Consider the following 24858-nt stretch of genomic DNA (forward strand, 5'->3'; position numbering starts at 1 on the left):
GCCCCTCACGCCGGATCCAGGGCGACCAGCGGCTGGTCGTACTCGACAGGCTCGCCGTCGGTGGCGAGGACCTCGGCGACCCGGCCGCCCCGCTCGGCGGTCACCTCGTTCATCAGCTTCATCGCCTCGATGATGCCGATGACCTGCCCGGGGTGCACCGGATCGCCGACGGCGACGAAGGGCGCGGCGCCCGGCTCCGGCCCCCGGTAGAACGTGCCGACGATGGGCGAGCGCACGGCGTACCGGCCCGGCGACGACCCGGCCGGCGGGGACGGCACGACAAGCGCGCCCCCGGCCGCCGCCGCGGCGGGCTCGGGCCACTCCACCTCCAGCACCGTGTCCCCGCTGCGTAGCCGCACCCGCCGCAGCGGGCCGGCGAGTTCCGCGACGAGGTGGCGCAGCCCGGCCAGCAGGGCGTCCAGCCCGTGCCCGGTGCCGTTCCCCGCCGGCACGCCGGGCGCGGCCCACGGGTCGGACGCGGCCCGCGCTTCGGGCACGGGGCGGTCGCCGCCGGGGAGCCCACCGTGCCCCGGCCGCGCTTCGGGCGTCGGCTGCGCGTCGGGCACCGGGTGCACGCCGGCGCTCACCGGGCACCCGCCCGCGTGCCGAGGCGGGCGGCACCGAAGCGCCGGAAACGCTGCCGCCGTCGGCGCACCAGCGTGGCCGGCGGCACGTCGAGCAGCGGCAGCAGGTGCGCCAGCACCGCCTCGCGCAGCGCCCGGGCGGCGGCCTCCGGATCGTGGTGGGCCGCCGGGGCCGGCTCGGGTACGAGGTCGTCGACGACCCCGAGGCGGCACAGGTCGGGCGCGGTCAGCCGCAACGCGCGGGCCGCCTGCGGTGCGGCGCCCCGGTCGGGCCAGAGGATGGCGGCGCAGCCCTCCGGGCTGATCACCGAGTAGACGGCGTGCTGGAACATGAGCACCCGGTCGGCCACCGCGAGGGCCAGCGCGCCACCGCTGCCGCCCTCGCCGGTGATCACGGCCACGACGGGCGTGGGCAGCACGGTCAGGGCGAGGATGTTCTCCGCGATGGCCGCCGCCTGGCCATGCTCCTCCGCGCTCACGCCGGGATCCGCCCCGGGGGTGTCGACCAGGGTGACCACCGGCAGGCCGAGGCGGGCGGCGAGACGCATCAGCCGCAGCGCCTTGCGGTGCCCCGCCGGGCTGGCCATCCCGAAGTTGCGGGCGACCAGCTCGGCCGTGGTGTGACCCTTCTGGTGCCCGACCACCATCACGGCCCGGCCGTCGAGCCGGGCCAGCCCACCCACGACGGCCGGGCAGTCCGCACCGAGGCGGTCGCCGTGCAACTCGACGAAGCCGTCGAACGCCGTCTCCAGGTAGTCCAGCGTGGTCGGGCGGCCCGGATGCCGCGCCAGCCGTACCGTCTGCCAGGCGTCCGCGTCCGGCGGCGGCGCGGACGGGCGGTCCACCGGCGGCTCCGGGCGTGGTACGCCGGCCCGCGCCGCCGCCGGACGCCGCCCGGCGGCAGCGGCGAGCAGCGCCACCAGCCGGCCCCGCAGGGCGTGCCGGGGCACCACCATGTCCACCTGGCCGTGTCGCAACAGGAAGTCGGCGCTCTGGAAGCCCGCCGGCAGGTCCCGGCCGGTGACCTGCCGGATCACCCGGGGACCGGCGAAGCCCATCCGCGCGCCGCTCTCGGCGAGCAGCACGTCGGTGTTGGTGGCGAACGAGGCGGCCACGCCCCCGTACGTCGGGTCGGTGAGCACGCTGACCGTGAGCAGGCCGGCCTCCCGCAGCGCGGCGACGGCCTGGCTGACCGTGGCCATCTGCATCAGCGACAGTGCGCCCTCCTGCATCCGCGCCCCGCCGGAGGCGGTGACCAGGACCAGCGGGATCCTGTCGGCCAGCGCCCGCTCGGCGGCCCGGGTGATCAGCTCCCCGACCACGCAACCGAGGCTGCCGCCGAGGAACCGGAAGTCCATCACGGCGAGCGCGCACGGATGCCGGCCGACGGTGCCCGTGCCGCAGACGACGGCCTCGGCCAGGCCGGTGCCGGCCCGCGCCGCGGTGAGCCGGTGCGGATACGGCAGCAGATCGACGAAGCCGATCGGGTCGACCTCGGCCGGGCGGTCCGGCAGGGCCGTGAACGACCCCGGGTCCACGAGTTGCCGCAGCCGTTCGGGCGCGTCCACCCGGGCGTGCGCGCCGCACTCGGGGCAGACGTCGAGGTTGCGTCGCAGCCGCTTGCGGTACAGCAGGGTGGCGCAGCCGCCGCACCGGGACCAGAGCTGCTCCTCGCGGGGCGCGACGGCGGTCACGACGGCCGCCCGGCGGGCGCGGCGTCGAAGCGGTAGAAGCAGCGCGCCATGGCGTCGCGCGGCTCCCGCCACGTCGGCAGGTACGGCGAGACGTACGGGCGCAGCCGCGCGCTGACCCGGGCGAACTCGGGGTGCCCCCGGGCCGCCTCGACCGCCGCCCCGCCCGGCGTCTCCGTCTCCAGCAGGTGCACGTAGATCTCCCCCAGCCGGTAGAGCGACCGGTGCCGCACCCCGACCAGGCGCGGCAGCTCGGTCGCGTCGGACTCGGCGAAGATCTCGGCGACGCGCGCCTCGGCGCTCGGCACCACCTTCGCGACGATCAGCGAACGCTCCATGACGGACCTCCCTCCACGACATCCGGCGGCGGCGACGATGGGCGCCGGCCGACCCGGACGACTGGCGACACGATGCGGGCACGGCCGTCACCGCGGCGTCACCAACTGTCGAACGACAACCCAGTCTCGTGACGCTGCGTTGACGCTGGCTGTGCATCCGCTGTGCGCCACCGATCATCCGAACGGAGCTATCCGCAGTTCGGAAGGGTTCTCGTGGACGACGGCAGGCAAGCGCGATCCCGTCCTGGACATTGACTGAGAGTTACTATGATTGATAATCTTCGTCACGGTCAGCCCGGTGGCCGCGACGCTCCGCCGCGGCGGAGCGCTCCGACAGTGGGGTCAGGGGCCGCCGCGCCGGGGACAGCAGACAAGCGGGACGAGCGTTCCGCAGGGGGTGCCACCGTGGCCGCTGATCCGTCGACGCCGACCACCGGATGCCGGCCGGCTGCCGAGATCTCGCTGCACCTGCTCGGCGGGTTCCGGCTGCTGCACGCCGACACCCCCGTCGTGGTGCCGCGCGGCCTGCAACGGGTCATCGCGCTGATCGGGCTACGCCCCGGCGCCACCCGCAGCCACCTGGCCGGCCTGCTCTGGCCCGACGCGCCGGAGGAGCGTGCGCTGTCGTCGCTGCGGACCGCGCTGTGGCGGCTGCGCCAGGACCCCTGCTGCCCGATCGCCACCTCCGGCGACACGGTCTGCCTGGGGCCGGTCGTACGGGTCGACGTGGACGCGCTCGTCGGCACGGCGGCGAGGGTGCGCGACGGCAACGACCCGTGCTCCGCCGCCGCGCTCGCCGCCGGGCGGCACGACCTGCTCCCCGGCTGGTACGACGACTGGGTGCTGGCCGACCGGGAGCGGCTGCGCCAGTTGCGCCTGCACATGCTGGAGGAGTTGGCCGGCCAGCACCTGGCGGCGGGCCGGCACGGCGCGGCCCTGGAAGCCGCGCTGGAGGCGATGGCCGCCGAGCCGCTGCGCGAGACGCCACACCGGCTGGTGGTCCGCATCCACCTGGCCGAGGGCAACGCCTTCGAGGCCGTACACGCCTTCTACGTCTACCGCGACCTGCTGCTGCGGGAACTGCGGCTGGAGCCCTCGGTGGCGATGACCGCGTTGCTCGACGACACCCTCGCGCCGATCCGGGAGGCCACCCGGGACGTCCCCGTCGAGCGGCGCCGGGCGACGCCCGGGTCGCGCCCCGCGCCCGCGGCGGCGGCGTCACCGGCACGACGGCACGTGTGACGGAGAGGTGACAGTTGGCCGGGCACGGTGGGCGCACCACAGCCCGTGGTCGGCGACCCGACCGCGGAGCGCCACCGGTGAGAGGGGTCCCCATGAGCCGCCTACTAATCGTCAGCAGGATCATCCCGGGCGCGGAGGGTCGGGTGGCGCAGATCTTCGCCGAGTCCGACGCGACCGAACTGCCCGCCCTCACCGGCGTCCGGCACCGGTCCCTGTACTGCCTGCACGACCTGTGCGTACACCTGATGGAGACCGCGGAGGTGGCCCCGGACGCGCTGGCCGACGCCCGCAACCACCCGCTCTACCGCCAGGTCAACGAGCGGCTCTCCGCGCACACCACGCCGTACCTGCCGACCTGGCGCTCGCCGCGCGACGCGATCGCCGGCTGCTTCTACCGCTGGGACGCCGCCGACGCGGCGTCGTCCTCGCACGTGGCCGGCTGAGCGAGCCCGCGACATGGCGGCCAGAACTCCCCACGTCCTGATCATCGGGGCCGGCACCGGCGGGTTGTGCCTGGCGCACGGTCTGCGCCAGGCCGGAATCAGCGTCGCGGTCTACGAGCGCCACCGCACCCGGGGCGAGGGACTGCTCGGCTACCGGGTCGGCATCGGCCCGACCGGCAGCGGAGCGCTGCGCGAGTGCCTGCCACCCGCCCTGTTCGACCTCTACCTCGCCACCTGCGCCCGCTCCCCCCGGTACTTCAACGTCATCACGCAGCGGATGCGCCGCACCGCCTCGTTCACACTGCGACCGGACACGGACCCGGTGAACACCGAACGGTCGGTGGCCCGCACCGTCCTGCGCCAGGTCCTGCTCACCGGCCTGCAGGACGCCGTCCACTTCGACAAAACCTTCGTCCGGTACGACCAGCGCGACGACGGCAGCGTGACCGCGCACTTCGCCGACGGCAGCACCGCCACCGGCGACCTGCTCGTCGCCGCGGACGGCACGCATTCGGCGGTACGCCGGCAGTACCTGCCGCACGCGGTCACCCGCGACGCCGGCACCGTCAACATCGCCACCCGGATCCCCCTGACCCCGCACACCCGGGAGCTGCTGCCGAAGCGGGTCGAGCAGGGCATCTCGCTGATCTTCGGCACCGGCGGGGTGATGGGCGTGCTGCACGTCATGGAGTTCAAGTGGGACCGGGCCGGCGCGCTCAAACCCGACGTCGACCCCGCCGACGCCGAGTTGCTGCGCGGCTGGCCGGGGCTGCGCCACGACAACACCCACGACAACATCAACCTGGTCGTGTGGAGCGCCGCGCGCCGGTTCCCACCCGACGTCCTGCAGCGGCGCGGCGAGGACCTGGTCCTGCTCGCCCTGCAGCTCACCCGAAACTGGCACCCCCACCTGCGTGAGCTGCTCGCCCGCGGCGACCCCGGCAGTGTCCTGCCGATCAAGGTGGCCACCAGCGAGCCGGTGCCGCCGTGGAAGAGCAGCACCGTCACCCTGCTCGGCGACGCCATCCACACGATGACGCCGGGACGCGGGGTGGGCGCCAACACCGCCCTGCGCGACGCCGCCCTGCTCTGCCGGCAACTGCGGTTGGCCGTGGCCGGCGAAAAGACACTGCTCCAGGCGGTGGCCGACTACGAGGCCGTGATGGCGCCGTACGGGTTCGCCCGCGTCGCCGACTCACTCAACCGCAGCGGCACCAGCGGGGACGACCGGATGTACAAGCCGGTTGTCGGCCGGCTCGCGCTGCTGGGCGCCCGGGGCTACTTCGGCGTCACGAGCCGGGTGCCCCGGCTGGCCCGCCGATTCGTCGACGACTTCTACAGCTACCGGGGCGAGCAGGACTGACCGTCCGACAGGGATCCCCCACCCCGGGCACCGGGATCGGCTCGGATCCGACCCGGCGGCGACGACCGGACACCGCCGGGGCAACCCTGCGTCGCCTGTCGGACACCAGCCGTGCAACTCGTCCCGCGCCACCCGTCCCACCGGGTCCCTGTGCCCCGGTCCTGCCCGTCGGCCCTGTCGGGCGTGTGCGAAGCTGCGGCGAGTTTTTCTCGCGGGTTTCCGGACGTGGATGATAGGGAGATTTACCGTGGCGTGGTCTTTCGGGCATTGGCTGATACTGATCGTGGCTTTGGCGGTGGGTGCGGCAGGCGGTTGGTTCTTGCGTGGCCGGCAGAACGCGGGGGCTGCCGCACCTGCCTCGCCCACCATGGACGGTGACCCGGTCGCCGGCGTGACCGCCGTGGTGGTCGACCCGCCGCCGGTCGCCGTCCTGGACGAGGCGCGTCCCGAGGTTACCGTCGATCCGACGCCGGACGCGGTCGCCGACCGCGCCCCCGCCGCGCCCGGAGCCGACACCCCGACCGACCCGGACGCGACGAACCGGGACGCCTCGCCCGTGACGGTCGTCGCCTCCGACGCGCCCCGGGCCGACGACATCGACCCGGCCGACATGGCGCTGACCGGTGACCCGGTGCCGGTGCCCGACGTCGAGCCCGCGCCGCTGGCCCGCCCCACCGCCGACACCCGGACGGACAACGAGGTCGTGCTGCCGGTTGCGGCCGAGGTGACCGGCCCCGTCGACCACCGACCGGCGCAGACGCCCGCCCCCGACGCCGAGCCGGTCCCGGCCACGCCCGCCGAGCCGGAGCCCGTCGCGTCCGCCCCGACGGCCGAGCCCGCCACCGCCACGCCCGCTCAGCCGGAGCCCGTCGCCGTCCCAGCCGAGCCCGTCGCAGTCCCGGCTCCGCGCGGTGAGTCGCACACGCCGGCCGATGCCGATGCGGCCGACGATTTCCGTCGGATCCAGGGCGTGGGCCCGAAGATGGCCGCCGCGCTGCAGGCGGCCGGCATCCGCACGTACCGCCAGCTCGCGGAACTGGACGAGGCCGCGCTACGCGAGACCATCCGGGCGGCCGGACTGCGTGGCGCGCCGAGCCTGGCGACCTGGCCGCAGCAGGCGAAGGTGCTCGCCGGCGCTCCGCAGGAGGCGGCCGCCGCGCTGCCGGCGCCGGCCGGCGACACGGACGCCTGACCTGCCTCGCCGACATCGCGGCACCCGGCCACCGGGTGCCGCGATGTCGGCGGGTCGACGTCCCGGCCGGGCCACGGCCGCCGAACGCGGTGACGCTGCGTGCCGGGCGGGGCCTCACCGGTCAGCGCTACGTTGAGTGACAGAAGCCCCGACCCGAGCTGGCTCCCGTCCGGTGGCACTGACGGGACGCGGCACCGCTGCCAGGGAATTCGGCGAACGCGACCTCCGGTGGCAGCCGCCCGACCCGCCGCCTTTGCTCTGCATCCACATAGGCACCAGATACTCACCGTGCTCGGTGCGTATGCGGATGCAGAGCAAAGGGGGGCGAAGGGTGGCGCGGCGGGAGCGCGGGATCGGTGACGCGGCGTGACCAAGAGTGTCATGACTCGAGGGCGCGCCGTCGCGTGGAGCCGGGGGTGCCCGAAGGGCGGTGCAGTTAGCCGCTCGTCGCGATTGGGTACAACGCACAGCACCTCGATCCACCACACCCTTGCGGAGGCAACGATGCGCGGCACGTCGATATTCGGAGTCCTGCTCGTCATCTGGCTGATCATCGGCGCGGTCGCCGCCGGGCAGCGCGGCTACTACAGCGGTGACGACACAAACTGTGCCGAGGCCGGCACCATCCTGGTGACCATCGTGGCGGGACCGCTCAACTACATCGGGGCCAACCCCAAGGTGGACTGCGCACTCCCCCAGCCGTCCAAGTAGGAACCCGGCAGTCCGGCCCGCGCCCCGAAGCAGGGACGCGGGCCGAGCCGTGTCCGCGACCTGCCGCCTGGGCGCGGGGCCCGGAGCCGGGAGAAACGTGCACCCCGGGCCCGGCCGGCGGCACCCCGCCGGATCCGGGCGCGTGCCGGGCGTTACGTGGCGCGTGCGGCTCGACGCTCCGCCTAGCGCATCCTAGGAGGCTGGGCTTCCGGCGCTGGCCCGGCGGTCGACGTTTGTGGGTGCGGGCGGTGGGAACCGGCCTTGCGCCACCACCGCCGCACGGACGGGAGCACCGGATGAAGATCGGCTACAAGCTCGCCTCGGAGGGGTACGGACCGCAGGAGATCATCCGCCAGGCCGTCCGCGCCGAGCAGGTGGGCTTCGACTTCGTCGAGATGAGCGACCACTTCCACCCATGGCTCGACGTGCAGGGACACTCGTCGTTCACCTGGAGCGTGCTCGGCGCGATAGCGGCGAAGACCGACCGGATCGGCCTGGCCACCGGGGTCACCTGCCCGACCGTCCGGTACCACCCGGCGATCATCGCGCAGGCCGCGGCGACCATGGCGCTGATCTCCGACGGCCGGTTCACCCTCGGCGTCGGGGCGGGGGAACGGCTCAACGAACACGTGGTGGGTCAGGGCTTTCCCAGCGTACGGGGACGGCACGAGCGACTCCGCGAGGCACTGGAGATCATCCGGCTGCTCTGGCAGGGCGGATACCAGTCGTACGAGGGCAAGCACCTGCAACTCGAGGACGCCCGGATCTTCGACCTGCCGCAGACCCCACCGGTGATCGCGGTGGCCGCCAGCGGCCGCTCCTCGGCGACGATGGCCGCCGAACTCGGAGACGGACTCTTCGTCAACGAGCCGAAGTCGTCGATCGTCGAGCACTACCGGCAGGCCGGTGGCGACGGTCCCCGCTACGCCGAGGTGCCGATGGCCTGGGCCACCGACGACCAGCAGGCCGTGCAGGCGGTGCTGGAGACCAGCCGATGGGCGGTGACCGGGTGGAAGGTGATGAGCGAGCTGCCCAACCCGGTGAACTTCGACGCCGCCAGCGCGTACGTCGAGGAGCGGCACGTACGGGAGTTGTTCTCCGTCGGCCCGGACCCGCAGGCGCACGTGGCGGCCGTACGTTCCTACGTCGAGGCCGGCTACGACCACATCGTGCTACAGAACGCCGGCGCGGACCCGGACGGCTTCCTGGACTTCTTCGCCGGCGACCTCGCCGCCCGGCTACGCGCGCTCGCCTAGGCCGGCCGGATGCGCGGTCGACCCCACCGGCCTGATCACGATGATCGGCTGGCGGGGTCGACCCGCGTTCCGGTTGCGGGCCGTCGCGTCCGCGACGACCGGCCCGCCGACGGTCAGCGGAGGCAGTGCGCGACCGGGATCCTGCTGCCCGCGCAGTTGGTGGGTTCGTTGTCGACCACGGCGGTCGCTTCGTCGATCTTGAGGCTGGCCTGGTCCACGAACACGCCACCGGGCTTCGTCGTGGCGTCGTTGCCGGCCACCCGGGTGAAGAAGAACGAGACCTGGCCCTGCGTGGCGAAGACGCCGCCACCCGTGGACTCCGCGCCGACGGCGCGGTTGCGGTCGACCTCGCTGTGGCGTACCAGCAGGTTCGACTTTTCGGCGAAGATCCCACCGCCGTCGCCCCGGGCCCTGTTGCCCGCCACGACGCTGTCGTCGACCGGCACCAGACCCTGGAAGGTGGAGATGCCCCCGCCGTTGCCCGTGGCGGTGTTGTCGCGGACCTGCACGTCGCGCAGGAAGATCAGCGCGTCCGAGTTGGCGACGCCGCCGCCGGTCTGCGCCTTGTTGCCCACCACCTTCGTCCCGGCGAGCCGGGTGCGGGCCGAGAAGCTGGCGACGCCACCGCCCTGCGCCGCGTCGTTGCGCGCGAAGACGCTGGAGTCCACCTCGGCCGCGCCCCGGTAGTTGGCGAGGCCGCCACCGTACGCGACCGCGCTGTTCCCGCGGAACACCGAGTCACGCAGGTCCAGCACGCCGCCGTTGAGCAGGCCCCCGCCCTTGCCCTCGGTGCCGGCGGCGTGGTTTGCGATGAACCGGCTCCCGGTGACGACCATGTTGCCGTCGTTGAAGATCGCGCCGCCGCCCTGCTCCGCGGAGAGGGAGGTGCTGTCGACGAGGGTGGTGCGCTCGATGACTGCGGACGCGCCGTGCACGACGTAGATGCTGCCGCCCTCGGCCTCGGACAGGCCGTTGCGCAGGACGGCGTCGGACAGCGTCAGTTCCCCGCCGTCGCGCACCGTGAAGAACCGGAACGCCTCGGCGCGCGGGCCCCGGACGATGGTGGCCCCCTCGCCCCGGATGGTGATGGGCTGGTAGATCACGGGCAGGCCGGCCCGGTCGTGCCGCGGGTCGCGCGGGGGTGCCTCGGCGTCACCGGGGTTCTCCGCGCTGTCGGCGGCCTCCCGCGCGTCGCTGATCCCGCCGTCGTAGTCGTCGGGCTGCGCGAAGGCGTGCGTCAGCTCGTACCTGCACCTCGGCGCCAGCCGCAGGTCGGCGCCGCCCTCGGCGTTGGCCCGGACCAGCGCCGCGACCAGCTTCCCGGCGTCGCACGGCACCCGGATCTCCGCGCGTTGCCCCGTGCCGGGCCGCTTGCCTGCCGGTCCGGCGCGGCGTCGCTCGCCCGGGTCCTCGGCGCCCCGCGCGCCGAGATTGCCACGGCGCTGCTCGCGACGGTCGTCGCGGTCCCACTGGCCGGAGTCGTCGCCGCGCAGCACCGGGGACGGTGCCGCCGCGGCCGGCTCGCCCACCACGGCGGCGCCGCTCATCCCCACCACCAGGCTGCCCGCCACGAGGCTGCCCGCCAAGAGCCACCGGGACCGCCGCCGCCCGGGTGGTGCTCCCCGCCGGCCCCCTTGATACGTCCTCATCAGGCTTCCCTGCCTTTCGCGCGTACGGGACACGTCCGCGTCGAACCGGACGCGGGGCGGCCGACGTCACGAGGGCCGCCGAAACCCACGTTACGGGCGCGCTCCGGGCAAGTCCGCCGAACATGAATTAATCTTCACCTAACCGGCGTAGCGGATAGAACCGGCAATTCCGCCGCACAGCGACCAGTAGGGGCCCCGTACCCGGTCAGCCGCCGACGTGGATGCCGGGGCGGCGGCCCGGGTCCGGCTCGGACTTGCGGATGATCTCCCGCACCACCGGCGGGGTGTCGCCACGGCCGAGGATGAGGTAGCGCAGCAGGTGCGCGAGCGGGTTCCCCTCCGACCACTCGAAGTGGGCGTGCGGGCGCACGCCGGTGGCGTCGCGCAGCGCCAGCAGGATCGCCGCGATGGCGTTGGGGACCGCCGGGCTGCTGGCCCGCAGCACCCGGAAGCCGCCCACCTGGACGCCGTGCACCCGCAGCACCTGGCTGAACTCCGACGGGTCCACGACGTCGATCTCCAGGAAGAGGACGTCGCCCTCGCCGGGCACGGGATTCATCCCGCGCTGCGCGCGCTCCTTGAGCGTGTACTCCTTGACCGCGCCGCCCGCCCGCTTGTGGGCGATGAGGTGCAGGCGACCGTCGTGCGCCACCGAGTCGGCGATGAAGCGGCGGGCGCGCTCGTCGAACTCGATGCACTCCGTACGCAGCTCGGTGGTGCGGGCCACCCGCGAGACCAGCGAGACGGCGACGATGCCGACGACGAACAGCGCGGAGATGGCGATGCCGTCCGGCTTCTCGACGACGTTCTCGACGAGCGCGTACGACAGGACCAGGGTGAGCACCGCAAAGCCGCCGGCCGCGAGGCGCTCCCGGCGGCGGGCCGCGGAGATCGTGACCGCCACGGCGGCGGAGACCATCATGGCGAGGATCCCGGTGGCGTACGCCCCGGCCTGGTCGTTGACGTCGGCCCGGAACACCACGGTGATCGCGACGCTGACCGCGGTGTAGACGATCACGACCGGCCGCACGGCGCGGGCCCACTCCGGTGCCATGCCGTACGTGGGCAGGTAACGGGGCACGATATTGATCAGGCCGGCCATCGCGGAGGCACCGGCGAACCAGAGGATCAGCACGCTGCTGACGTCGTAGACGGTGCCGAAGCCCTCGCCGATGCGCTCGTGGGCGAGGTATGCCAGCGCCCGGCCGTTCGCGGCCCCGCCCGGTGCGAACTCCCGGGCGGGGACGAGCACCGTGGTGACGAGCGTGGTCGCGATCAGGTAGACCGACATCACCAGCGCGGCGGTGGTCAGTAGCCGGCGGGTGTTGCGGATCCGCGCCGCGAGCCGCGCCTCGCGGTCCGCCCCCGCGCCGGCCACCAGCGGCATCATGCTCACCCCCGTCTCGAAGCCGGAGAGGCCCAGCACCAGCAGCGGGAACGCCAGCACAGCGGTCAGCGCCACCTCACCGGGGCCGCCGCCGGCGGTCAGCGCGGCGGTCCAGTCCGACAGCGTCCCCGGGTCCGCCGCGATCGCCGCCAGCGCGACCGCCACGATCACCGCGTTCAGGGCCAGGAAGACCACGACCAGGGGTACGGCCACCGCCACCGCCTCCCGGAAGCCGAGCAGGAAGACCCCGCCGAGGACGAGCAGCAGCGCGACGGTGATGCCGACGGCGGCCCCCGGGCCGCCCACTCCCTCGGGCACGTGCGGGTTCTCCAGCAGGTGCACGGTGGCGTCGGCCGCGGAGAGGGTGATCGTGATGATCCACGAGGTGGCCACGAAGCCGAGCAGGACCAGCACGAAGATCTTGCCCCGCCAGAACGGCAGCAGCCGTTCCAGCATCGCCACCGAGCCCTGCCCGTACGGGCTCTCCCGGGCCACCCTGCGGTACATGGGCAGCATGCCGAACAGCGTCAGCGCGACGATCAGGAGGGTGGCCAGCGGGGAGAGCGCACCGGCGGCCACCGCCGCGATCCCGGGCAGGTACGACAGCGTGGAGAAGTAGTCGACGCCGGTCAGGCACATCACCTGCCACCAGGGGTGCCGGCGGTCCTGCGCCTGCGCCGCCTCGGGGCCGACCGGCTGTACCCGGTGGGCGAACAGCCATCGGCGCAGCGGGCTCGGCGGCGCGGCCGGCCGGGTGGGGCTGGGCTGTGCCGCCGGGACGGCGACGGGGTGCCCGGCGGGGCGACTCGGGTCCCGGGCGGCGCGCAGGTCCCGGGGCGGGCCGGCGGGCGGCGGGCGGCGCCCGCGCGTGCGCCGCGACCGCGGCCCGTGCTCGTCACGCATGTCCCGTCCCCACCCTCGGCGGTCCTGACCCGACCGTAGGCGGTCGCCGGCCGGTCGCCCGGCGGAACGGTGAAGCCGGGACGACCCGGTCGCCACCGGTGGCGGCCCCGCGCGGGCCGGCCGACACCCCCCGGGCCGGCCGACCCGCTCCCGTACGCGCCCCGGGCGTACGGGTGGGACGCGTCCCCGCGCCGCGCCGGGTGCCGGTGCGCAGCGCGGGGACCCCCCGTCCCGGCTACTGCAGGAACGCCCCGAGGGGCGAGAGCAGCAACCGGCCGAGCGCCGCGGCGGTGTCGTCCAGCCGCGTACGCTCACACTCGTGGGCGGTCGGATCGTGCCGGCACCGCCAGATCTTCTGCGCGTTGCGCCAGGCGACGTCGCGGGTGTACTCGACCAGCTCCCCCTGGTACCAGTCGTCGATGTCGCCGTTGAGCATGTCGATGAGTAGCTGCCACCGCTCCAGGTAGCCGCGCCGCAGGCCGGGGATCTTGTCCGCGAAGATGTCGTTGATCGTCAGGTAGTCACGGTGCTGGTCGGTGCCGTCGACCGGCTCCGACTCCAGGCTGTCGAACGTCGTCACCAGCGCGAACGGCAGGTCGAAGTTGATGTGCGCGTTCACCCCGGCGGCCGCCGACGGCAGCGGGCGGGCGTCCGGGCCGGCCATCCGCTCGAACAGGCAGGCCCACGCCTTCGGCGTGCCCGGGCTGGAGTCGGTCCACAGCCGCATCGCGTCGAAGTAGCGGGCGGCGAACTCCACGTCCAGGCGGGACAGGAACACCGGATCGTGGAACCGGTCGTCGTAGAGCCCGTTAAGCACGTTCTCGGTGATGGTCAGGTACAGCCGGTTGAAGTCGGCGAGCGGGCAGCTCGCCTCCAGCGGAGGCAGCCGGACCAGCAGGTCCTGGAGCTTGGTGAGGTGGTCGACCACCGCCGGCACGTCGGCGGGGTGGTCGGCGAGCAGGTCGACGATGTCCGAATGGACGGGCCCCCACACCGGTTGCGTCATCTGTCCTCCACACTGGTTACCGGCACCCCCGTGCCGTCGGCGACGCAGCACAGCCTTCCAGCCGGCGGCGGCCGGCCGGATCAGTAGAACGACGTATCCCGCCCGGCGTCAGCGCGACCGGTTGCGTAGGAAGATCGCGCTGGCCTGCACCCGGGTGCGGACGTGCAGCTTGTCGAAGATGTGCGAGACGTGCACGCCGATGGTGCGTTCGCTGATGAACAGCCGCTGGCCGATCTCCCGGTTGGTCAGCCCTTCGGCGACCGCCGCGAGCACCTCCCGCTCGCGGGCCGTCAGCGCCGCCAGTTCGTCGCCGTCCGCCGCGGCGACCGGGCCGCCGGTGGCCGGGCGGTCCTCCAGTGACACCCGGGCCCGGCCCGCGAGGGTACGGATCTCCGAGGTCAGCGGCACCGCGCCGAGGCCCTGCGCCACCTCGTAGGCCTGCCGCAGCAGGGTGGCAGCATTGGCGCTGCGGCTGCGCCGGGCCAGCAGCGCCTCCGCCTGGCGCAGCCGGGAGTAAGCCGCCGGGTAGGGGTGGTGACGGCGGTCCCACTGCGTCACCGAACGGGCCCACAGCTCCGGATCGCTGCGCTCGAGGCGGCTCACCTCGGCGGCGCAGAGCGCCAGGAAGCCGTCCACCACGTCGCGTACGGGGCGGGCGGCGTGTTCGCTCTTGCGGGCGACCCGGTCGGCGACCTCCCGCAGCCGCCGCACCGCCGTCGGGTCCACGGCCACGGTGCGGCTGGCGTGAGCCTCGGCCTCGGCCCGCAGGCCGTGCCACACCAGCGCGGCGAGGATGCCCACGTCGTCGGAGCGGCTCTCGGTCAGGCCGCGCTGCACCGCCTGCCGGGCGAGGTCGTGCCGGCCCTGCCACATGGCCAGCCCGGCGCGCAGGGTGAGCAGGGGGATCACGTGGCGCGCCCCGCCGCCGGCGAGGACCGTGGCCACCGCGTCGAGGTCGCGGTCGGCGGCCTCGACGTCGCCGTAGCCCACCCAGAGCCGGCAGCGTGCGAGCAGCAGCTCCACCGCGTCCGCCCCGGAGGGGCGGTGCCGCAGGGCGGCCGCGACGACCTTCTCCGCCTCGGCCCACTGACCGACCCGGAACAGCCCGTTGGTGGCGATGGCCAGCAGCCGGGTCTCGTAGGTGCGGCCGAGACCGAGCTCGGCCACCCGCTCGGCACCCCGGCGGGCGACGACGACGCCCTCCTCCAGGACGTTCAGCGGGCCCGTCAGCAGCTCCGCCAGGTGCAGGTACGCGCACGCCACGTCCTCCGGGCGACCGGAGCGTTCGGCGGTCTCCAGCGCGCGGCGCATCACCGCCAGCCCGGCGTCCGGGTCCTCCAGGTATGCCTCGGAGAAGCCCAGCGCCGAGCTGGCGAGGACCACCTCGGAGGTGGAGCCCTCGACGGCGGCGGACAGCTCCAGCGCCTCCCGGGCCCGCTGGCCGGCGTCGGCGTAGCGGCCGAGGTGCAGCAGCAGCTCGGCCAGGTGCGCGGCGGCGGTGGCCCGCTGCCGGGGCGTGCAGTCGGCGGCCTCCAGGGCGTGTTGGTACTCGGCCTCGGCGGGCGCCGAACGGCCGGCGGCGGCCAGGTAGCGGGCCCGGCGGATGTGCAGCGCGCAGGCCGCCGGGTCGGCGGCGGACAACTCCTCCAGCAGGGCCAGCGCCCGGGCGTGCTCACCGCAGTGGTGCGCGGCCTCGGCGGCGTGCCCCAGCAGGGTGGGCCGGTCCACGTCCAGCGGACCCACCCCGGGCGAGGCGGCCAGGTGCAACGCGACCGACCAGTGCCGGTGCGCCTCGGCCCAGCCGTGCAGGCGTTCGGCCTCCCGGGCCGCCGCCATGGCGGCGGGCAACGCCCGCGCCGGCTCGCCGGCCAGCCGCCAGTGGTGCGCCAGGCGCGCCTGGTGCAGGTCGGCGGGGACCGCGGTGAGCGCCTCGGCGTAGCGGCGGTGCAGGGCGGCGCGCTCGGCGGGCAGCAGCTCGTGCGCCAGCACCTCGGCGACCAGCCGGTGGCGCAGCCGGTAGCCGTCGTCCGCGCTGACCAGCAGCCGGTGTGCGACGGCCGCCCGGACCGCCTCGATCAACTCCTCCTCGGGCAGCCGCGTCACGCTGGCCAGCAGCCAGTGCTCCACCGGTTCGACGCCCGCCGCCACCGCGTGCACCACGGCGTGCGCGTGCTGGGGCAACGCGTCCACCCGGGCCAGGAAGATCTCGCGCAGCGTGTCGGAGAGGCCGGGACGCCCGTCGCGCAGGTCGCGGGCCAGCTCCTCCACCACGAACGGGTTGCCGCCGCTGCGCTGCCACATCAGCTCCGCCGCCTCGGGGGCGAGTTCCCGGCCGACCACGGCGGCGGCGAGCCGGTCGGTGCCCGCCCGGTCCAGCGGGGCCAGGTCCAGCACCCGCACCGTACGCAGCCGGCGCAGCTCGGTGAGCACCCGACGCAGGGGGTGCGCGCCCTGCAACGACTCGGCCCGCACCGCCGCCAGCACGGACAGCTGGAGGTCGCCCAGCCCGGCCAGCAGGTAGAGCAGCAGTTGCCGGGTGCTGCGGTCGACCCACTGCAGGTCGTCAAGGACGAGCACCAGCTGCCGTCCCTCGGCGATCAGGTGCAGCCCGCGGGAGACCCGCTCCAGCAGCGCCCCGGCGCCGTCCGGGCCGGCGGTCTCCTCGGCGAACATCCGCAGCAGGCCACGCACCGAGGAGGAGGTCCGGGCGTGCGAGCCGGTCAGCTCGGCGTCGAGGCGGCGCAGCGCCTGCAACAGCGGGTGCAGCGGCGAGGCGTCGCCGATGTCCAGACAGGAGCCCGTCAGCACCAGGGCTCCGGCGTCGCGCAGCCGGGCGCCCACCTCGCGTAGCAGCCGGGTCTTGCCGACGCCGCTCTCGCCGGTGAGGAAGACGGCTGCGGTCTGCCCCTGCGCTACGTCGTCGAGCAGGGCACGCCGTACCGTCGTCACCAGGTCGGCCCGGCCGACGAGTGGTGCGGTGTCCACTTCGCTGGCCATGGCACGCAGCCTAGTCACAGGTCCCCGCACCGTTCTACAAGTCTTTCCCGCCCGCGGTACTCCTCGCGTCGACAATGCGACCGAAGGTTGCGCACGGCCGACATACGTCGTTCGGCAGATCCCCCGTCGGCTGATCGGTGACAGTGTCCGAGGAGTCGTCAGCCACCACGGGGAAAGGCGGGTGCGATGCCCATGCCCACCATCGTCGCCGGTCCGCCACGCTTCACCTCGCCGCGCTGGCCGGTGCCGGAGGAGAGACGCCTCGTCACCGTGCTCTTCGTCGACATCGTCGGGTCGACCGCGCTCGTCGAGCGGCTCGACCCCGAGGACGTACGGGCCCTGCAACGGGCGTACTTCGACACCGTCGCCGGGGTGCTGCGCCGGTGGCACGGGGTGGTCGAGAAGTACGTCGGCGACGCGGTGATGGCTTTGTTCGGGGCCCGCCGCTCCGACGGGTTCGACGCGTACCGGGCGGTGCGGGCGGCGCTGGAGATCCAGGGGGCCCTCGACCGGCGACCGCCGCCCGGCGCCCCGCGCCTGCGGGTCCGCGCCGGGGTGGCCACCGGGGAGGCCCTGGTGGACCTCGCCGCGGCGCGCGACGGCGGGCACGGCGTGGCCAGCGGCTCGGTGATCACCACCGCCGCCCGGTTGCAGGAGTACGCCCCGCCGGGCGGCGTGGCCCTCTGCGCGGCCACCCACCGCGCCACCGTGGGACTCGTCGAGCAGCGCCACGTGCCGCCGGTGGCCCTGACCGGCAAGGCGTCGCCGGTCGACGTGTGGCACGCGACCGGCGCGGCCCGGCCGGCCCCGCCCCGGCACGAGGGACCGCTGATCGGCCGGCGGCGCGAGCTGGCCGCCGCCCGGGACCTGATCGCCCGGGCCGTCCGGGAGCGCAGCCCGCGCTGGCTGTCGCTGGTGGGGCCCGCCGGCAGCGGACGCAGTCGGCTGCTGCACGAGCTGACCCGCACGGTGCGCACCGTGGACGGGACGCCGGTGCGCTGGTGCGTCGCGCACTGCCCGCCGTACCCGCAGCCCCTGGCCTGCGTCGCGGACCTGGTGCGGGGGCTCGCCGGCCTGCGCGCCGGTGAACCGCCCGCGACGGTACGGCGACGCCTCACCGCCCTCACGGACCTGCTGCCGGGCGCGGCGGTGACCGACGCGGTGGGCGCGCTGGAGGCGCTGCTGGCCGCCCCCGGCGGTGGCGGCGCGGCGCGGGGCGCCGAGGTGGCCCGGGAGGCGCTCCTGGGGCTCGCCGCCCGGCAGCCGGTGCTGGTGGCGGTGGACGACCTCGACCGGGCCGCCGTGGCGCTGCACCGCTTCCTGCGCCGGCTCTTCGCGGCGGCCACCGCGCGGTCGCTGCCGCTGGTGGTGCTGGCCCTGCACCGTCCCGGGTGGGCGGACGAGCTGCCCGGCGCGGGGGACCGTCGGCACCGGTTGGCGGTGCCGCCGCTGCGGCCGGTGGAGAGCGGCCGGCTGCTGCGCCACCTGCTCGGCCCGGCCGCCGGGCCGGCGGTGGTCGCCCGGCTGCTGCCGTTGGTCGGCGGGAACCCGGGGCGGGCCGCCGCGTACGCGGCGTCGCTGGACGCGACGCAGCCGGTCCCGGAGGAGGTACGCCGGGAGGTCGACGCCCGACTGGACCGGCTCGACGGTGCGCCGCGGGCCGTGCTGATGGCCGCCGCCACCGTCGCCGTCGGGGTCACCGCGCCGATGGTCGAGCGCCTGCTCGACTGGGCGGCCGGGCGGGCCGCCCCGGTGCTGCGTGCCCTGGCCGCGACGGGTCTGCTGGTCGGCCGCCCCGACGGCCGGTACCTCGTCGCCGACGCGGCGGTCCGCGAGGTGGCGTACGCCCGGCTGCCGAGGGCGGCCCGGGCCGTGTTCGCCCGGCGGGCCGGGCGGCCGGCGCAGCCACCGGCCCCCGTGGTCGCCACCGCCGCGCGGGTGGCACCCGCGCCGGTGCGCGCGACCCGCGTGCCGCCGGTGCCCGCACCCACCCGCGCGGCGACACCCCGGCTCGCCGGCACCTCCAGGCTCGCGGGCAGCTCTCCGCTCGCCGGCGGCTTCCGGCTCGCGTCCGTCCCGACGGCGTGGGGCGCGGCCGGGCCGCCGCCCGGTCCGGGCGGTCGCGGCGCGGCCGGGCCGCTCGCCGCCCGCGTGCCCGACACGCCCGGGGCGGCCGTCCGGCCGGTGCCGGCCGGGGCGGGCCCGGTTCGCGCCGGCCCGCCGGTCGCCCCCACGCGACGCGGCGGGGCCGGTCGCGTGGTGGAGCTTCGCGAGTGGGCGGCGGGCCGCGACCAGGCCCGCCGGCCTGGCCCACCCGGGCCGGGCCGCGCGCGGCACCGACCGCGACGTGAACGAAAGGCGGGGACGGGTACGGGAGGCGGCGTGGGCCGGCATCTCCCCCACGATCCAAGCTAACAGTCGCCCGAACGGGGCGGTATCGGGCGGCCGACCGAGTGCGCGGCCCGCCACGGCTGGCTAGTTTCGCCCGATGTCCGTTGAAGAGAACACCGCCGCCGCCGCCGGCAGTTGGACCCTCGGCGACCGCACCGTGCACCGGATGGGGTTCGGCTCCATGCGGCTCACCGTCGATCCGGACCGGGCGCGCGCCATTCGCGTCCTGCGCCGGGCCGTCGAACTCGGGGTCAACCACATCGACACCGCCGCCTTCTACGTCTCGCCGGGCGGCCCGCTCGGCGTCGGCACCGGCTCACCCCGGTACGCCACCGACCTGATCCGCGAGGCCCTCGCGCCGTACCCGGACGACCTGGTCATCACCACCAAGGTCGGGCCGTCCTTCGACGCGGCGACCCGGCACCGGGAACTGACCCCGGCGGAGCTGCGCCGGGAGGTGCAGGAGAACCTGCGCCGGCTGGGCCGGGACCACCTGGACGTGGTCAACCTGCGCATCGTCCGGCGACCCGGGCGGGACTCGGTGGCGCAGCGCTTCGCCGCCCTGGCCGACCTGCGCGACGCCGGGCTGATCCGGCACCTCGGCCTGTCCAACGTGCGGGTGGACCACCTGGACGAGGTGCGGGACATCGCGCCCGTGGTGTGCGTGCAGAACGCGTACGCCCTCGACACGAACCGGTGGGCCGACGAACTGCTGCGGGTCTGCGGCGAGCGGGGGATCGCCTTCGTGCCGTTCTTCGCCATCGCGGGCCAGGGACGCGAGGCCGGTGCCGGCGACGAGCACCAGGACGACGCCGTCCGGGCGGTGGCGGACGCGCACGGCGTGAGCACGCACCAGATCCGGCTGGCCTGGACGCTGCACCAGGGGCCGCACGTGCTGGCGATCCCCGGCACCGGCGACCCGGAGCATCTCGCGCAGAACGTGGCCGCCGGGGCGCTCCGGCTCACCGCGCGGGAGCTGGCCCGACTGGGCTGACCGTGCGGCTGGCCGGGTCGCCCCGGCGGCCGGCCGAGGAGGGCCGCGCTCCCCCGCCCGGCCGGTCGCCGCGGCGGCGTGACTCAGCCGACGGTCGGGGGCAGGGTGCGGCTGCGGCCCCGGAACTCGGCCACCACCGCGCCGTCGTCGCGGGTGACCGTGACGTCGTAGATGCCGCTGCGGCCGTACCGGGTGCGCTCCGTGGCGTGCGCCGCCAGCAGGTCACCCTCGCGGGCGGGCCGGACGAAGGTGATCTCGCCGCCGGCGGCGACGGTGGCCGGGCCGTGGCTGTTGCAGGCCAGCGCGAAGGCGGTGTCGGCGAGCAGGAACACGTACCCGCCGTGGGCGATGGCGTGACCGTTGACCATCGCGCCGGTCACCCGCATCCGGGCCACCGCCGCGCCGGCGGCGGCCTCGACCAGCTCGATGCCGAGCCCCCTGGAGGCCACGTCGGCGGCGAACATGTCGTACGCGGCGTTGCGCCCGGCCACGTCAGCCGCCCCGCCGCTGGTCGTCGATCCGACGCGTCCCGCCCATCGACCGCTCCACCCCGGTCCGGGGCGGCCACCTCGACCGCCGATCTTGGTACCGTACGCCGGCCCGCGCGCCCGGTCACGGGTTCTCCGGGTCCAGGTCGCGCTCGCGCAGCAGCGCGTCCAGCTTCGCCTCGATCCGCTCGTCGGACTCGCGGGACTGGGAGGATCCCCAGTGGTAGAAGAGGGCCAGGCCCGCCGCCTGCCAGATGAGCTGGAGGAACTCGGACTGCCAGTTCTCGAAGGTGGCGGCGAGGAACTGCGGCAGGAAGTCCGCCCAGGCGAAGGACTGGCCGTGCTGGCCCGCCTCGGTGCGCGCCGCGCCGGCCTGGAAGACGAACTGCGCGATCCAGGAGAGCAGGAACAGCGCCCCGGTCACCAGCGCGAAGGCGTACGCCCTGGGCCACCTCGGTCTGCGAAACGGCGGCCCCGCCGCCCGGCCACGGGACCGTCCGTCCCCGGATTCGGCTCCGGCCGGCCGCCCGCCGGAGGTCGCGGTCGTCTCGGACATCGCGCTCCCCTTTCCGTGAATTGCCTGGCAGCCGTCCTGCTTCCCCGGGCAAGCGCGACAAAACCGGCGGATCGGCGTGGCGGGCCCGCCACGCCGACGCCCCGGGCCACGGTGGACCCCGACCCGGCGCCGGTGGCTAGGCTGGCGGCGCGCCGGCGCCCCTGTCCCGGGCGCCGGTGGGGAGGCGAGGTGACCGGGCCGGAACCGCGCATCGACCCCGACGTCGATCTGCGCGTACCCGCCGACCGCGCCGAGCTGTCCACCCGCCCCGGCGCGGTGCTCGTCGCCGTCGCCGCCGGCGGTGCGCTCGGCGCCCTCGCCAGGGCCGGCCTCCAGCAGTCCATCCCCCACGGCCCGACGGGCCTGCCGTGGGCCACCTTCGCCGTGAACCTGACCGGGTGCCTGCTCATCGGTGTCCTGATGGCGGTGCTCGACCGCCACGGTGGTCGCGCGCCGCTGCTGCGTCCGTTCCTCGGTGTGGGGATGCTCGGCGGCTACACCACCTTCGCCACGTACGCGGTGGACGTTCAGCTTGCGTTGGCCGCCGGCGCCCCGGCGGTGGCCCTGGGAAACCTGGCTGCCACCCTGCTCGGCGCGCTGGGCGCGGTCTGGCTCGGCGACACCGTGACCGCCCGGTTGCTCGACGCCGCCCGCCCGGCCCGAGCGTCGCGCGGGGCCGGCCCGTGACGGTCCTGCTGATCGCGCTCGGCGCGGCCGTCGGCGCGAGCCTGCGCTACCTCACCGACCGGGCGGTGCAGGCCCGGCTCGGCGGCGCCTACCCGTGGGGCACGCTGACGGTCAACGTGGCCGGGTCGCTGCTGCTCGGCCTCCTGACCGGGCTGCCCGTCGGCCCGGCCGCCGGCGCGTTGCTCGGCACCGGCTTCTGCGGCGCGCTGAGCACGTACTCCACCTTCGGGTACGAGACGCTGCGGCTGGCGCGCGCGGGCCGGCGGGTCGGCGCGCTGGTCAACGTGCTGTCCAGCGTGGTCGCCGGCCTCGGTGCCGCCACCGTCGGCTTCGTCCTGGCGCGGGCCGTCACCGGCTGAACGGTCCCCGCGGGCCGCGCGAACCGGGGTCACGCCACAGGGCCGGCTGACTCGGCTGCTCGGCGTCCGCCGTGGCGCGCCCGCACCCGGCAGCGGGGCGCGTGGGCGCTCAGCGGACCGGCGCTCAGCGGGCCGGCGGACGGGTGGCGGGCGGACGGGTGGCGGGCACCAGGGCCAGGGTGGGCAGCAGCAGCAGCGGCACGACGAGCAGGGCCTGCAGCGTGCCGACCCGGTCGCCGAGCAGGCCGAGCAGCGGCGGGCCACCGAGGAACGCCGTGTACCCGATCACGGCGACCACGCTGACCCGGGCCGGCGCCCGCTGCTCGTCGTCGGCCGCCGCGCTCATCCCGACCGGGAAGCCGAGCGACGCGCCGATCCCCCAGAGCGCGACGCCGGCGATCGCCACCGGCCCGGGCCCGGCGAGCACCGCCACGCCCGCGCCGACGGTGGCGAGCAGGATCGCACCGGACAGGACGGGCACCCGACCCCACCGGTCCAGCGCGACGGTGCCGACGGTGCGCCCGAGGGTCATGCCGACGACGAAGAGACCGAAGACGCCGGCCCCGGCCGCCTCGCTGAGATCGTGACCGTCGATGAAGGCGACGGCCACCCAGTCGTTGGCGCTACCCTCGGCGAACGCCGCCACCAGCACCAGCAACCCGATGAGCAGGGTGCGCGGTTCCCGCCAGGCGGCGAGCAGGTCGCGCCGACGCTCGGCCGGGCCGGCCGGCCCGTCGGCGGTGCCGCTCTCGGTGGCCGGCAGGAACGACCGGACGGCCAGCAGCGTACCCAGCAGCACCACCACCGCGAGGGCCGCGAGGTGGGCGGCGACGGACACGTCGAGGCGGGCGGCACCGGCACCGAGCCCGGCGCCGGCCACCGAACCGAGGCTCCACGCCGCGTGCAGGCGCGGCATGATGGTGCGCCGCAGCCGCCGCTCGACCACCGCGCCCTCGACGTTCATCGCGACGTCGCAGGCGCCGGAGCCATAGCCGAGAGCGCAGAGGCCCAACACCACCCCGACCGGCGAACCGGCGAGGGTGCCGGCCCCGGCGACGGTCAGTCCGCCCGCGACGACCATCGTGGAGAGGGCGACCGTGCGGGCCGAACCGAACCGCTGGGCCACCAGTCCGGCGGTGGGCATGGCGAGCAGCGAGCCGACGGACATGGCGAGCAGGAGCAGCCCGAGCCGGCCGGGGCTGAGCCCGAGCTCCTCGCGGACGGCCGGCACCCGGGAGAACCAGCTGGCCACGGCCAGGCCGTTGAGGGCGAACACCACGGCCACGCCGTTGCGGGCGGCAAGCACCGCCCGGGCTACGGCCGGCGTCGGCGCGGCTGTCGGTGCGGCGGTACGGCTCATGGCGGCGGTCCTCTCGGCCGGGGTCTGCCGCCCGATCCCACACCTGAGAGCGCTTTCAGGACAACCCGGGGTCCGGGCCTCGCCCGCCGACGCGCCACAGGGGATGATGCGGTCGACCGTCCGGGTCGCGGCGGCCGACGCACGGGGAGGACAGCAATGACGACCGCACACCGACCACCGACGCTGGAGGACGTGGCGCGTACGGCCGGGGTGTCCCGGGCCACCGCCTCGCGCGTGCTCGCCGGCACGGGCTACGCCTCCGCCGCCGCCCGCGACCGGGTGGGCGGCGCCGCCGACCGGCTCGGCTACACGCCGAACCTGGCCGCCCGCGCACTGGTCCGGGGCACCGGCGTACGGCTGGTGATGGCGGTGACCGGCACCGCCTCGACGGTCCTCGACGACCCGTACGTGCACCGGGCGCTCGGGGCGTGCGCCCGGGTCTGCACCCCGTACGGGCTCGGGGTGGCCCTGCACTGGCTGCCGACCCGGGCGCCGGGCGAGGTACGCCGGCTGGCCGAGGACCGCAGCGTCGGCGGCGTCGTCCTGATCAACACCACCGAGACGGTGCTGGACGCGGTCCCGGTGGGGCTGCGCGGCCGGGTGGCCTCGATCGGCATCGGCTCGGCCCTCGTGCCGTCGTTCGACGTGGACAACGGCGGTGGCACCGAGGCGCTGCTGCGGCACCTGTACGCCACCGGGCGCCGCCGCATCGCCATGGTCACCGGCCCCCGCTGGTTGTCCTGCGCCGGCCGGTCCGTCGGCGCGTACCGACGGGTGGTGCGCGACGCCGCCCTGCCGGTGCGGCTGGTGCCGGGGGACTTCAGCGCCGACCGGGGCCGGGTGGCGGCCCGGGAGGTGCTGGCGCGCTGGCCGGACACGGACGCGATCCTCGGCAGCAGCGACGCCACCGCGCTCGGCGTGATGGACGGGCTGCGTGGCGACGGCGTCCAGGTCCCCGGGGACGTCGCGGTGACCGGCTTCGACGACATTCCGCTGGCCGCGATGACGACTCCCGCCCTGACCACGGCGACCAATCCGGTGGCCCGGATCGCCACGGCGGCGGCGACGGCCGTGCTGGGCGGGCGGGCGGTGCCGCCGTCGACGGTGTTCCCCTCCCAGCTGGTCCGCCGGCTCAGCGGGTGAACCGGCCCCGGCCGGAGCCGGGCGGGTGAGGCCGGCGGCAACGGGTTGCGCCGGGCGGGCCACGCCGGGCCGGACCTGTGGTGTGGGCGACCGGCAGCCCCCGCGGGGCACGCCCGCC

21 protein-coding genes are annotated in these 24858 nt (G+C 75.5%); 11 read left to right on the top strand and 10 right to left on the bottom strand.

The window, feature by feature from the left end; genetic code table 11:
* Window positions 1-5: 5 nt before the first annotated feature.
* The 3 genes from ACQ452_RS15940 to ACQ452_RS15950 all read right to left on the bottom strand — a co-directional run bounded on the left by ACQ452_RS15940 (window position 6) and on the right by ACQ452_RS15950 (window position 2613).
* The gene (locus tag ACQ452_RS15940) at window positions 6-497 is read right to left on the bottom strand and encodes an acetyl-CoA carboxylase biotin carboxyl carrier protein (protein ID WP_433394184.1); all 492 of its coding nucleotides are present in this window, start codon (window positions 495-497) and stop codon (window positions 6-8) included.
* A gap of 86 nt (window positions 498-583) precedes the next feature.
* Window positions 584-2278, bottom strand: a complete 1695-nt coding sequence (locus tag ACQ452_RS15945; protein WP_433384979.1) for an acetyl-CoA carboxylase carboxyltransferase subunit alpha — start codon at window positions 2276-2278, stop codon at window positions 584-586.
* Window positions 2275-2613, bottom strand: coding sequence for a TcmI family type II polyketide cyclase (locus tag ACQ452_RS15950; protein WP_433384982.1), 339 nt, complete (start codon window positions 2611-2613; stop codon window positions 2275-2277). Before ACQ452_RS15950 ends, ACQ452_RS15945 begins: the two co-directional genes overlap by 4 nt.
* 405 nt (window positions 2614-3018) lie before the next feature.
* Between ACQ452_RS15950 and ACQ452_RS15955 the strand changes: the two genes are divergently transcribed.
* The 6 genes from ACQ452_RS15955 (at window position 3019) to ACQ452_RS15980 (ending at window position 8820) form a co-directional block, all read left to right on the top strand.
* On the top strand, window positions 3019-3855 hold the full coding sequence (locus ACQ452_RS15955) for an AfsR/SARP family transcriptional regulator (protein WP_433384985.1): 837 nt from the start codon (window positions 3019-3021) through the stop codon (window positions 3853-3855).
* Window positions 3856-3947: 92 nt separating this feature from the next.
* Window positions 3948-4298, top strand: coding sequence for a TcmI family type II polyketide cyclase (locus ACQ452_RS15960; protein WP_433384988.1), 351 nt, complete (start codon window positions 3948-3950; stop codon window positions 4296-4298).
* A gap of 13 nt (window positions 4299-4311) precedes the next feature.
* Window positions 4312-5661 (top strand): FAD-dependent oxidoreductase, encoded by a 1350-nt coding sequence (locus ACQ452_RS15965; RefSeq protein ID WP_433384991.1) that lies wholly within the window; start codon window positions 4312-4314, stop codon window positions 5659-5661.
* 367 nt (window positions 5662-6028) lie between these two features.
* On the top strand, window positions 6029-6853 hold the full coding sequence (locus ACQ452_RS15970; protein WP_433384994.1) for a helix-hairpin-helix domain-containing protein: 825 nt from the start codon (window positions 6029-6031) through the stop codon (window positions 6851-6853).
* Between the two features lie 504 nt (window positions 6854-7357).
* On the top strand, window positions 7358-7564 hold the full coding sequence (locus ACQ452_RS15975; protein ID WP_433384997.1) for a hypothetical protein: 207 nt from the start codon (window positions 7358-7360) through the stop codon (window positions 7562-7564).
* 296 nt (window positions 7565-7860) lie between these two features.
* Entirely contained in the window at window positions 7861-8820 is a 960-nt protein-coding gene (locus tag ACQ452_RS15980) for a TIGR03557 family F420-dependent LLM class oxidoreductase (RefSeq protein ID WP_433385000.1), read from the top strand.
* A gap of 113 nt (window positions 8821-8933) precedes the next feature.
* Here the strand turns inward: ACQ452_RS15980 and ACQ452_RS15985 are convergent, their stop codons facing one another.
* The 4 genes from ACQ452_RS15985 to ACQ452_RS16000 all read right to left on the bottom strand — a co-directional run bounded on the left by ACQ452_RS15985 (window position 8934) and on the right by ACQ452_RS16000 (window position 16762).
* Window positions 8934-10469: a hypothetical protein gene (locus ACQ452_RS15985; protein WP_433385004.1), complete on the bottom strand. Its 1536-nt coding sequence runs from the start codon at window positions 10467-10469 to the stop codon at window positions 8934-8936.
* A 205-nt stretch (window positions 10470-10674) separates the two neighbouring features.
* On the bottom strand, window positions 10675-12759 hold the full coding sequence (locus ACQ452_RS15990) for an amino acid transporter (protein WP_433385007.1): 2085 nt from the start codon (window positions 12757-12759) through the stop codon (window positions 10675-10677).
* Between the two features lie 235 nt (window positions 12760-12994).
* Window positions 12995-13765 carry a DUF5995 family protein gene (locus ACQ452_RS15995; RefSeq protein ID WP_433385010.1) on the bottom strand — a complete coding sequence of 257 codons (771 nt, stop codon included), beginning with the start codon at window positions 13763-13765 and terminating at the stop codon, window positions 12995-12997.
* A gap of 108 nt (window positions 13766-13873) precedes the next feature.
* Window positions 13874-16762, bottom strand: coding sequence for a helix-turn-helix transcriptional regulator (locus tag ACQ452_RS16000; protein ID WP_433385013.1), 2889 nt, complete (start codon window positions 16760-16762; stop codon window positions 13874-13876).
* 186 nt (window positions 16763-16948) lie between these two features.
* Here ACQ452_RS16000 and ACQ452_RS16005 point away from each other — a divergent pair, with 186 nt between their 5' ends.
* Window positions 16949-19177: an AAA family ATPase gene (locus tag ACQ452_RS16005; RefSeq protein WP_433385016.1), complete on the top strand. Its 2229-nt coding sequence runs from the start codon at window positions 16949-16951 to the stop codon at window positions 19175-19177.
* A gap of 73 nt (window positions 19178-19250) precedes the next feature.
* Entirely contained in the window at window positions 19251-20147 is an 897-nt protein-coding gene (locus ACQ452_RS16010) for an aldo/keto reductase (RefSeq protein ID WP_433385019.1), read from the top strand.
* An 83-nt stretch (window positions 20148-20230) separates the two neighbouring features.
* Here ACQ452_RS16010 and paaI read toward each other — a convergent pair whose 3' ends face one another.
* Both paaI and ACQ452_RS16020 read right to left on the bottom strand, forming a co-directional pair.
* Window positions 20231-20611, bottom strand: coding sequence for a hydroxyphenylacetyl-CoA thioesterase PaaI (gene paaI / locus ACQ452_RS16015; RefSeq protein WP_433394185.1), 381 nt, complete (start codon window positions 20609-20611; stop codon window positions 20231-20233).
* Between the two features lie 148 nt (window positions 20612-20759).
* Window positions 20760-21191: a DUF6766 family protein gene (locus ACQ452_RS16020; RefSeq protein WP_433385022.1), complete on the bottom strand. Its 432-nt coding sequence runs from the start codon at window positions 21189-21191 to the stop codon at window positions 20760-20762.
* 189 nt (window positions 21192-21380) lie between these two features.
* On the opposite strand from ACQ452_RS16020, the gene ACQ452_RS16025 reads away from it, so the two are divergent.
* A complete protein-coding gene (locus ACQ452_RS16025) occupies window positions 21381-21878 on the top strand; it encodes a fluoride efflux transporter FluC (protein ID WP_433385024.1) in 498 nt (165 codons plus the stop codon).
* Window positions 21875-22237, top strand: a complete 363-nt coding sequence (gene crcB / locus ACQ452_RS16030) for a fluoride efflux transporter CrcB (protein ID WP_433385027.1) — start codon at window positions 21875-21877, stop codon at window positions 22235-22237. Before ACQ452_RS16025 ends, crcB begins: the two co-directional genes overlap by 4 nt.
* Before the next feature lie 124 nt (window positions 22238-22361).
* On the opposite strand, the gene ACQ452_RS16035 is transcribed toward crcB, so the two are convergent.
* Window positions 22362-23597, bottom strand: a complete 1236-nt coding sequence (locus ACQ452_RS16035) for an MFS transporter (protein ID WP_433385030.1) — start codon at window positions 23595-23597, stop codon at window positions 22362-22364.
* 156 nt (window positions 23598-23753) lie between these two features.
* Between ACQ452_RS16035 and ACQ452_RS16040 the strand changes: the two genes are divergently transcribed.
* Window positions 23754-24740 carry a LacI family DNA-binding transcriptional regulator gene (locus tag ACQ452_RS16040; RefSeq protein ID WP_433385033.1) on the top strand — a complete coding sequence of 329 codons (987 nt, stop codon included), beginning with the start codon at window positions 23754-23756 and terminating at the stop codon, window positions 24738-24740.
* Window positions 24741-24858: the final 118 nt, after the last annotated feature.

Source organism: Micromonospora sp. KLBMP9576 (assembly GCF_050941805.1).
Taxonomy (GTDB): domain Bacteria; phylum Actinomycetota; class Actinomycetes; order Mycobacteriales; family Micromonosporaceae; genus Micromonospora.

What these genes read in the sequence shown, in the direction of transcription:
- ACQ452_RS15950 (WP_433384982.1), bottom strand. Translation starts at nt 2,613, where the DNA reads ATGGAGCGTTCGCTGATCGTCGCGAAGGTGGTGCCGAGCGCCGAGGCG.
- ACQ452_RS15960 (WP_433384988.1), top strand. Translation starts at nt 3,948, where the DNA reads ATGAGCCGCCTACTAATCGTCAGCAGGATCATCCCGGGCGCGGAGGGT.
- ACQ452_RS15965 (WP_433384991.1), top strand. Translation starts at nt 4,312, where the DNA reads ATGGCGGCCAGAACTCCCCACGTCCTGATCATCGGGGCCGGCACCGGC.
- ACQ452_RS15970 (WP_433384994.1), top strand. Translation starts at nt 6,029, where the DNA reads ATGGACGGTGACCCGGTCGCCGGCGTGACCGCCGTGGTGGTCGACCCG.
- ACQ452_RS15975 (WP_433384997.1), top strand. Translation starts at nt 7,358, where the DNA reads ATGCGCGGCACGTCGATATTCGGAGTCCTGCTCGTCATCTGGCTGATC.
- ACQ452_RS15980 (WP_433385000.1), top strand. Translation starts at nt 7,861, where the DNA reads ATGAAGATCGGCTACAAGCTCGCCTCGGAGGGGTACGGACCGCAGGAG.
- ACQ452_RS15985 (WP_433385004.1), bottom strand. Translation starts at nt 10,469, where the DNA reads ATGAGGACGTATCAAGGGGGCCGGCGGGGAGCACCACCCGGGCGGCGG.
- ACQ452_RS15990 (WP_433385007.1), bottom strand. Translation starts at nt 12,759, where the DNA reads ATGCGTGACGAGCACGGGCCGCGGTCGCGGCGCACGCGCGGGCGCCGC.
- ACQ452_RS15995 (WP_433385010.1), bottom strand. Translation starts at nt 13,765, where the DNA reads ATGACGCAACCGGTGTGGGGGCCCGTCCATTCGGACATCGTCGACCTG.
- ACQ452_RS16000 (WP_433385013.1), bottom strand. Translation starts at nt 16,762, where the DNA reads ATGGCCAGCGAAGTGGACACCGCACCACTCGTCGGCCGGGCCGACCTG.
- ACQ452_RS16005 (WP_433385016.1), top strand. Translation starts at nt 16,949, where the DNA reads ATGCCCATGCCCACCATCGTCGCCGGTCCGCCACGCTTCACCTCGCCG.
- ACQ452_RS16010 (WP_433385019.1), top strand. Translation starts at nt 19,251, where the DNA reads ATGTCCGTTGAAGAGAACACCGCCGCCGCCGCCGGCAGTTGGACCCTC.
- paaI (WP_433394185.1), bottom strand. Translation starts at nt 20,611, where the DNA reads ATGTTCGCCGCCGACGTGGCCTCCAGGGGGCTCGGCATCGAGCTGGTC.
- ACQ452_RS16020 (WP_433385022.1), bottom strand. Translation starts at nt 21,191, where the DNA reads ATGTCCGAGACGACCGCGACCTCCGGCGGGCGGCCGGCCGGAGCCGAA.
- ACQ452_RS16035 (WP_433385030.1), bottom strand. Translation starts at nt 23,597, where the DNA reads ATGAGCCGTACCGCCGCACCGACAGCCGCGCCGACGCCGGCCGTAGCC.
- ACQ452_RS16040 (WP_433385033.1), top strand. Translation starts at nt 23,754, where the DNA reads ATGACGACCGCACACCGACCACCGACGCTGGAGGACGTGGCGCGTACG.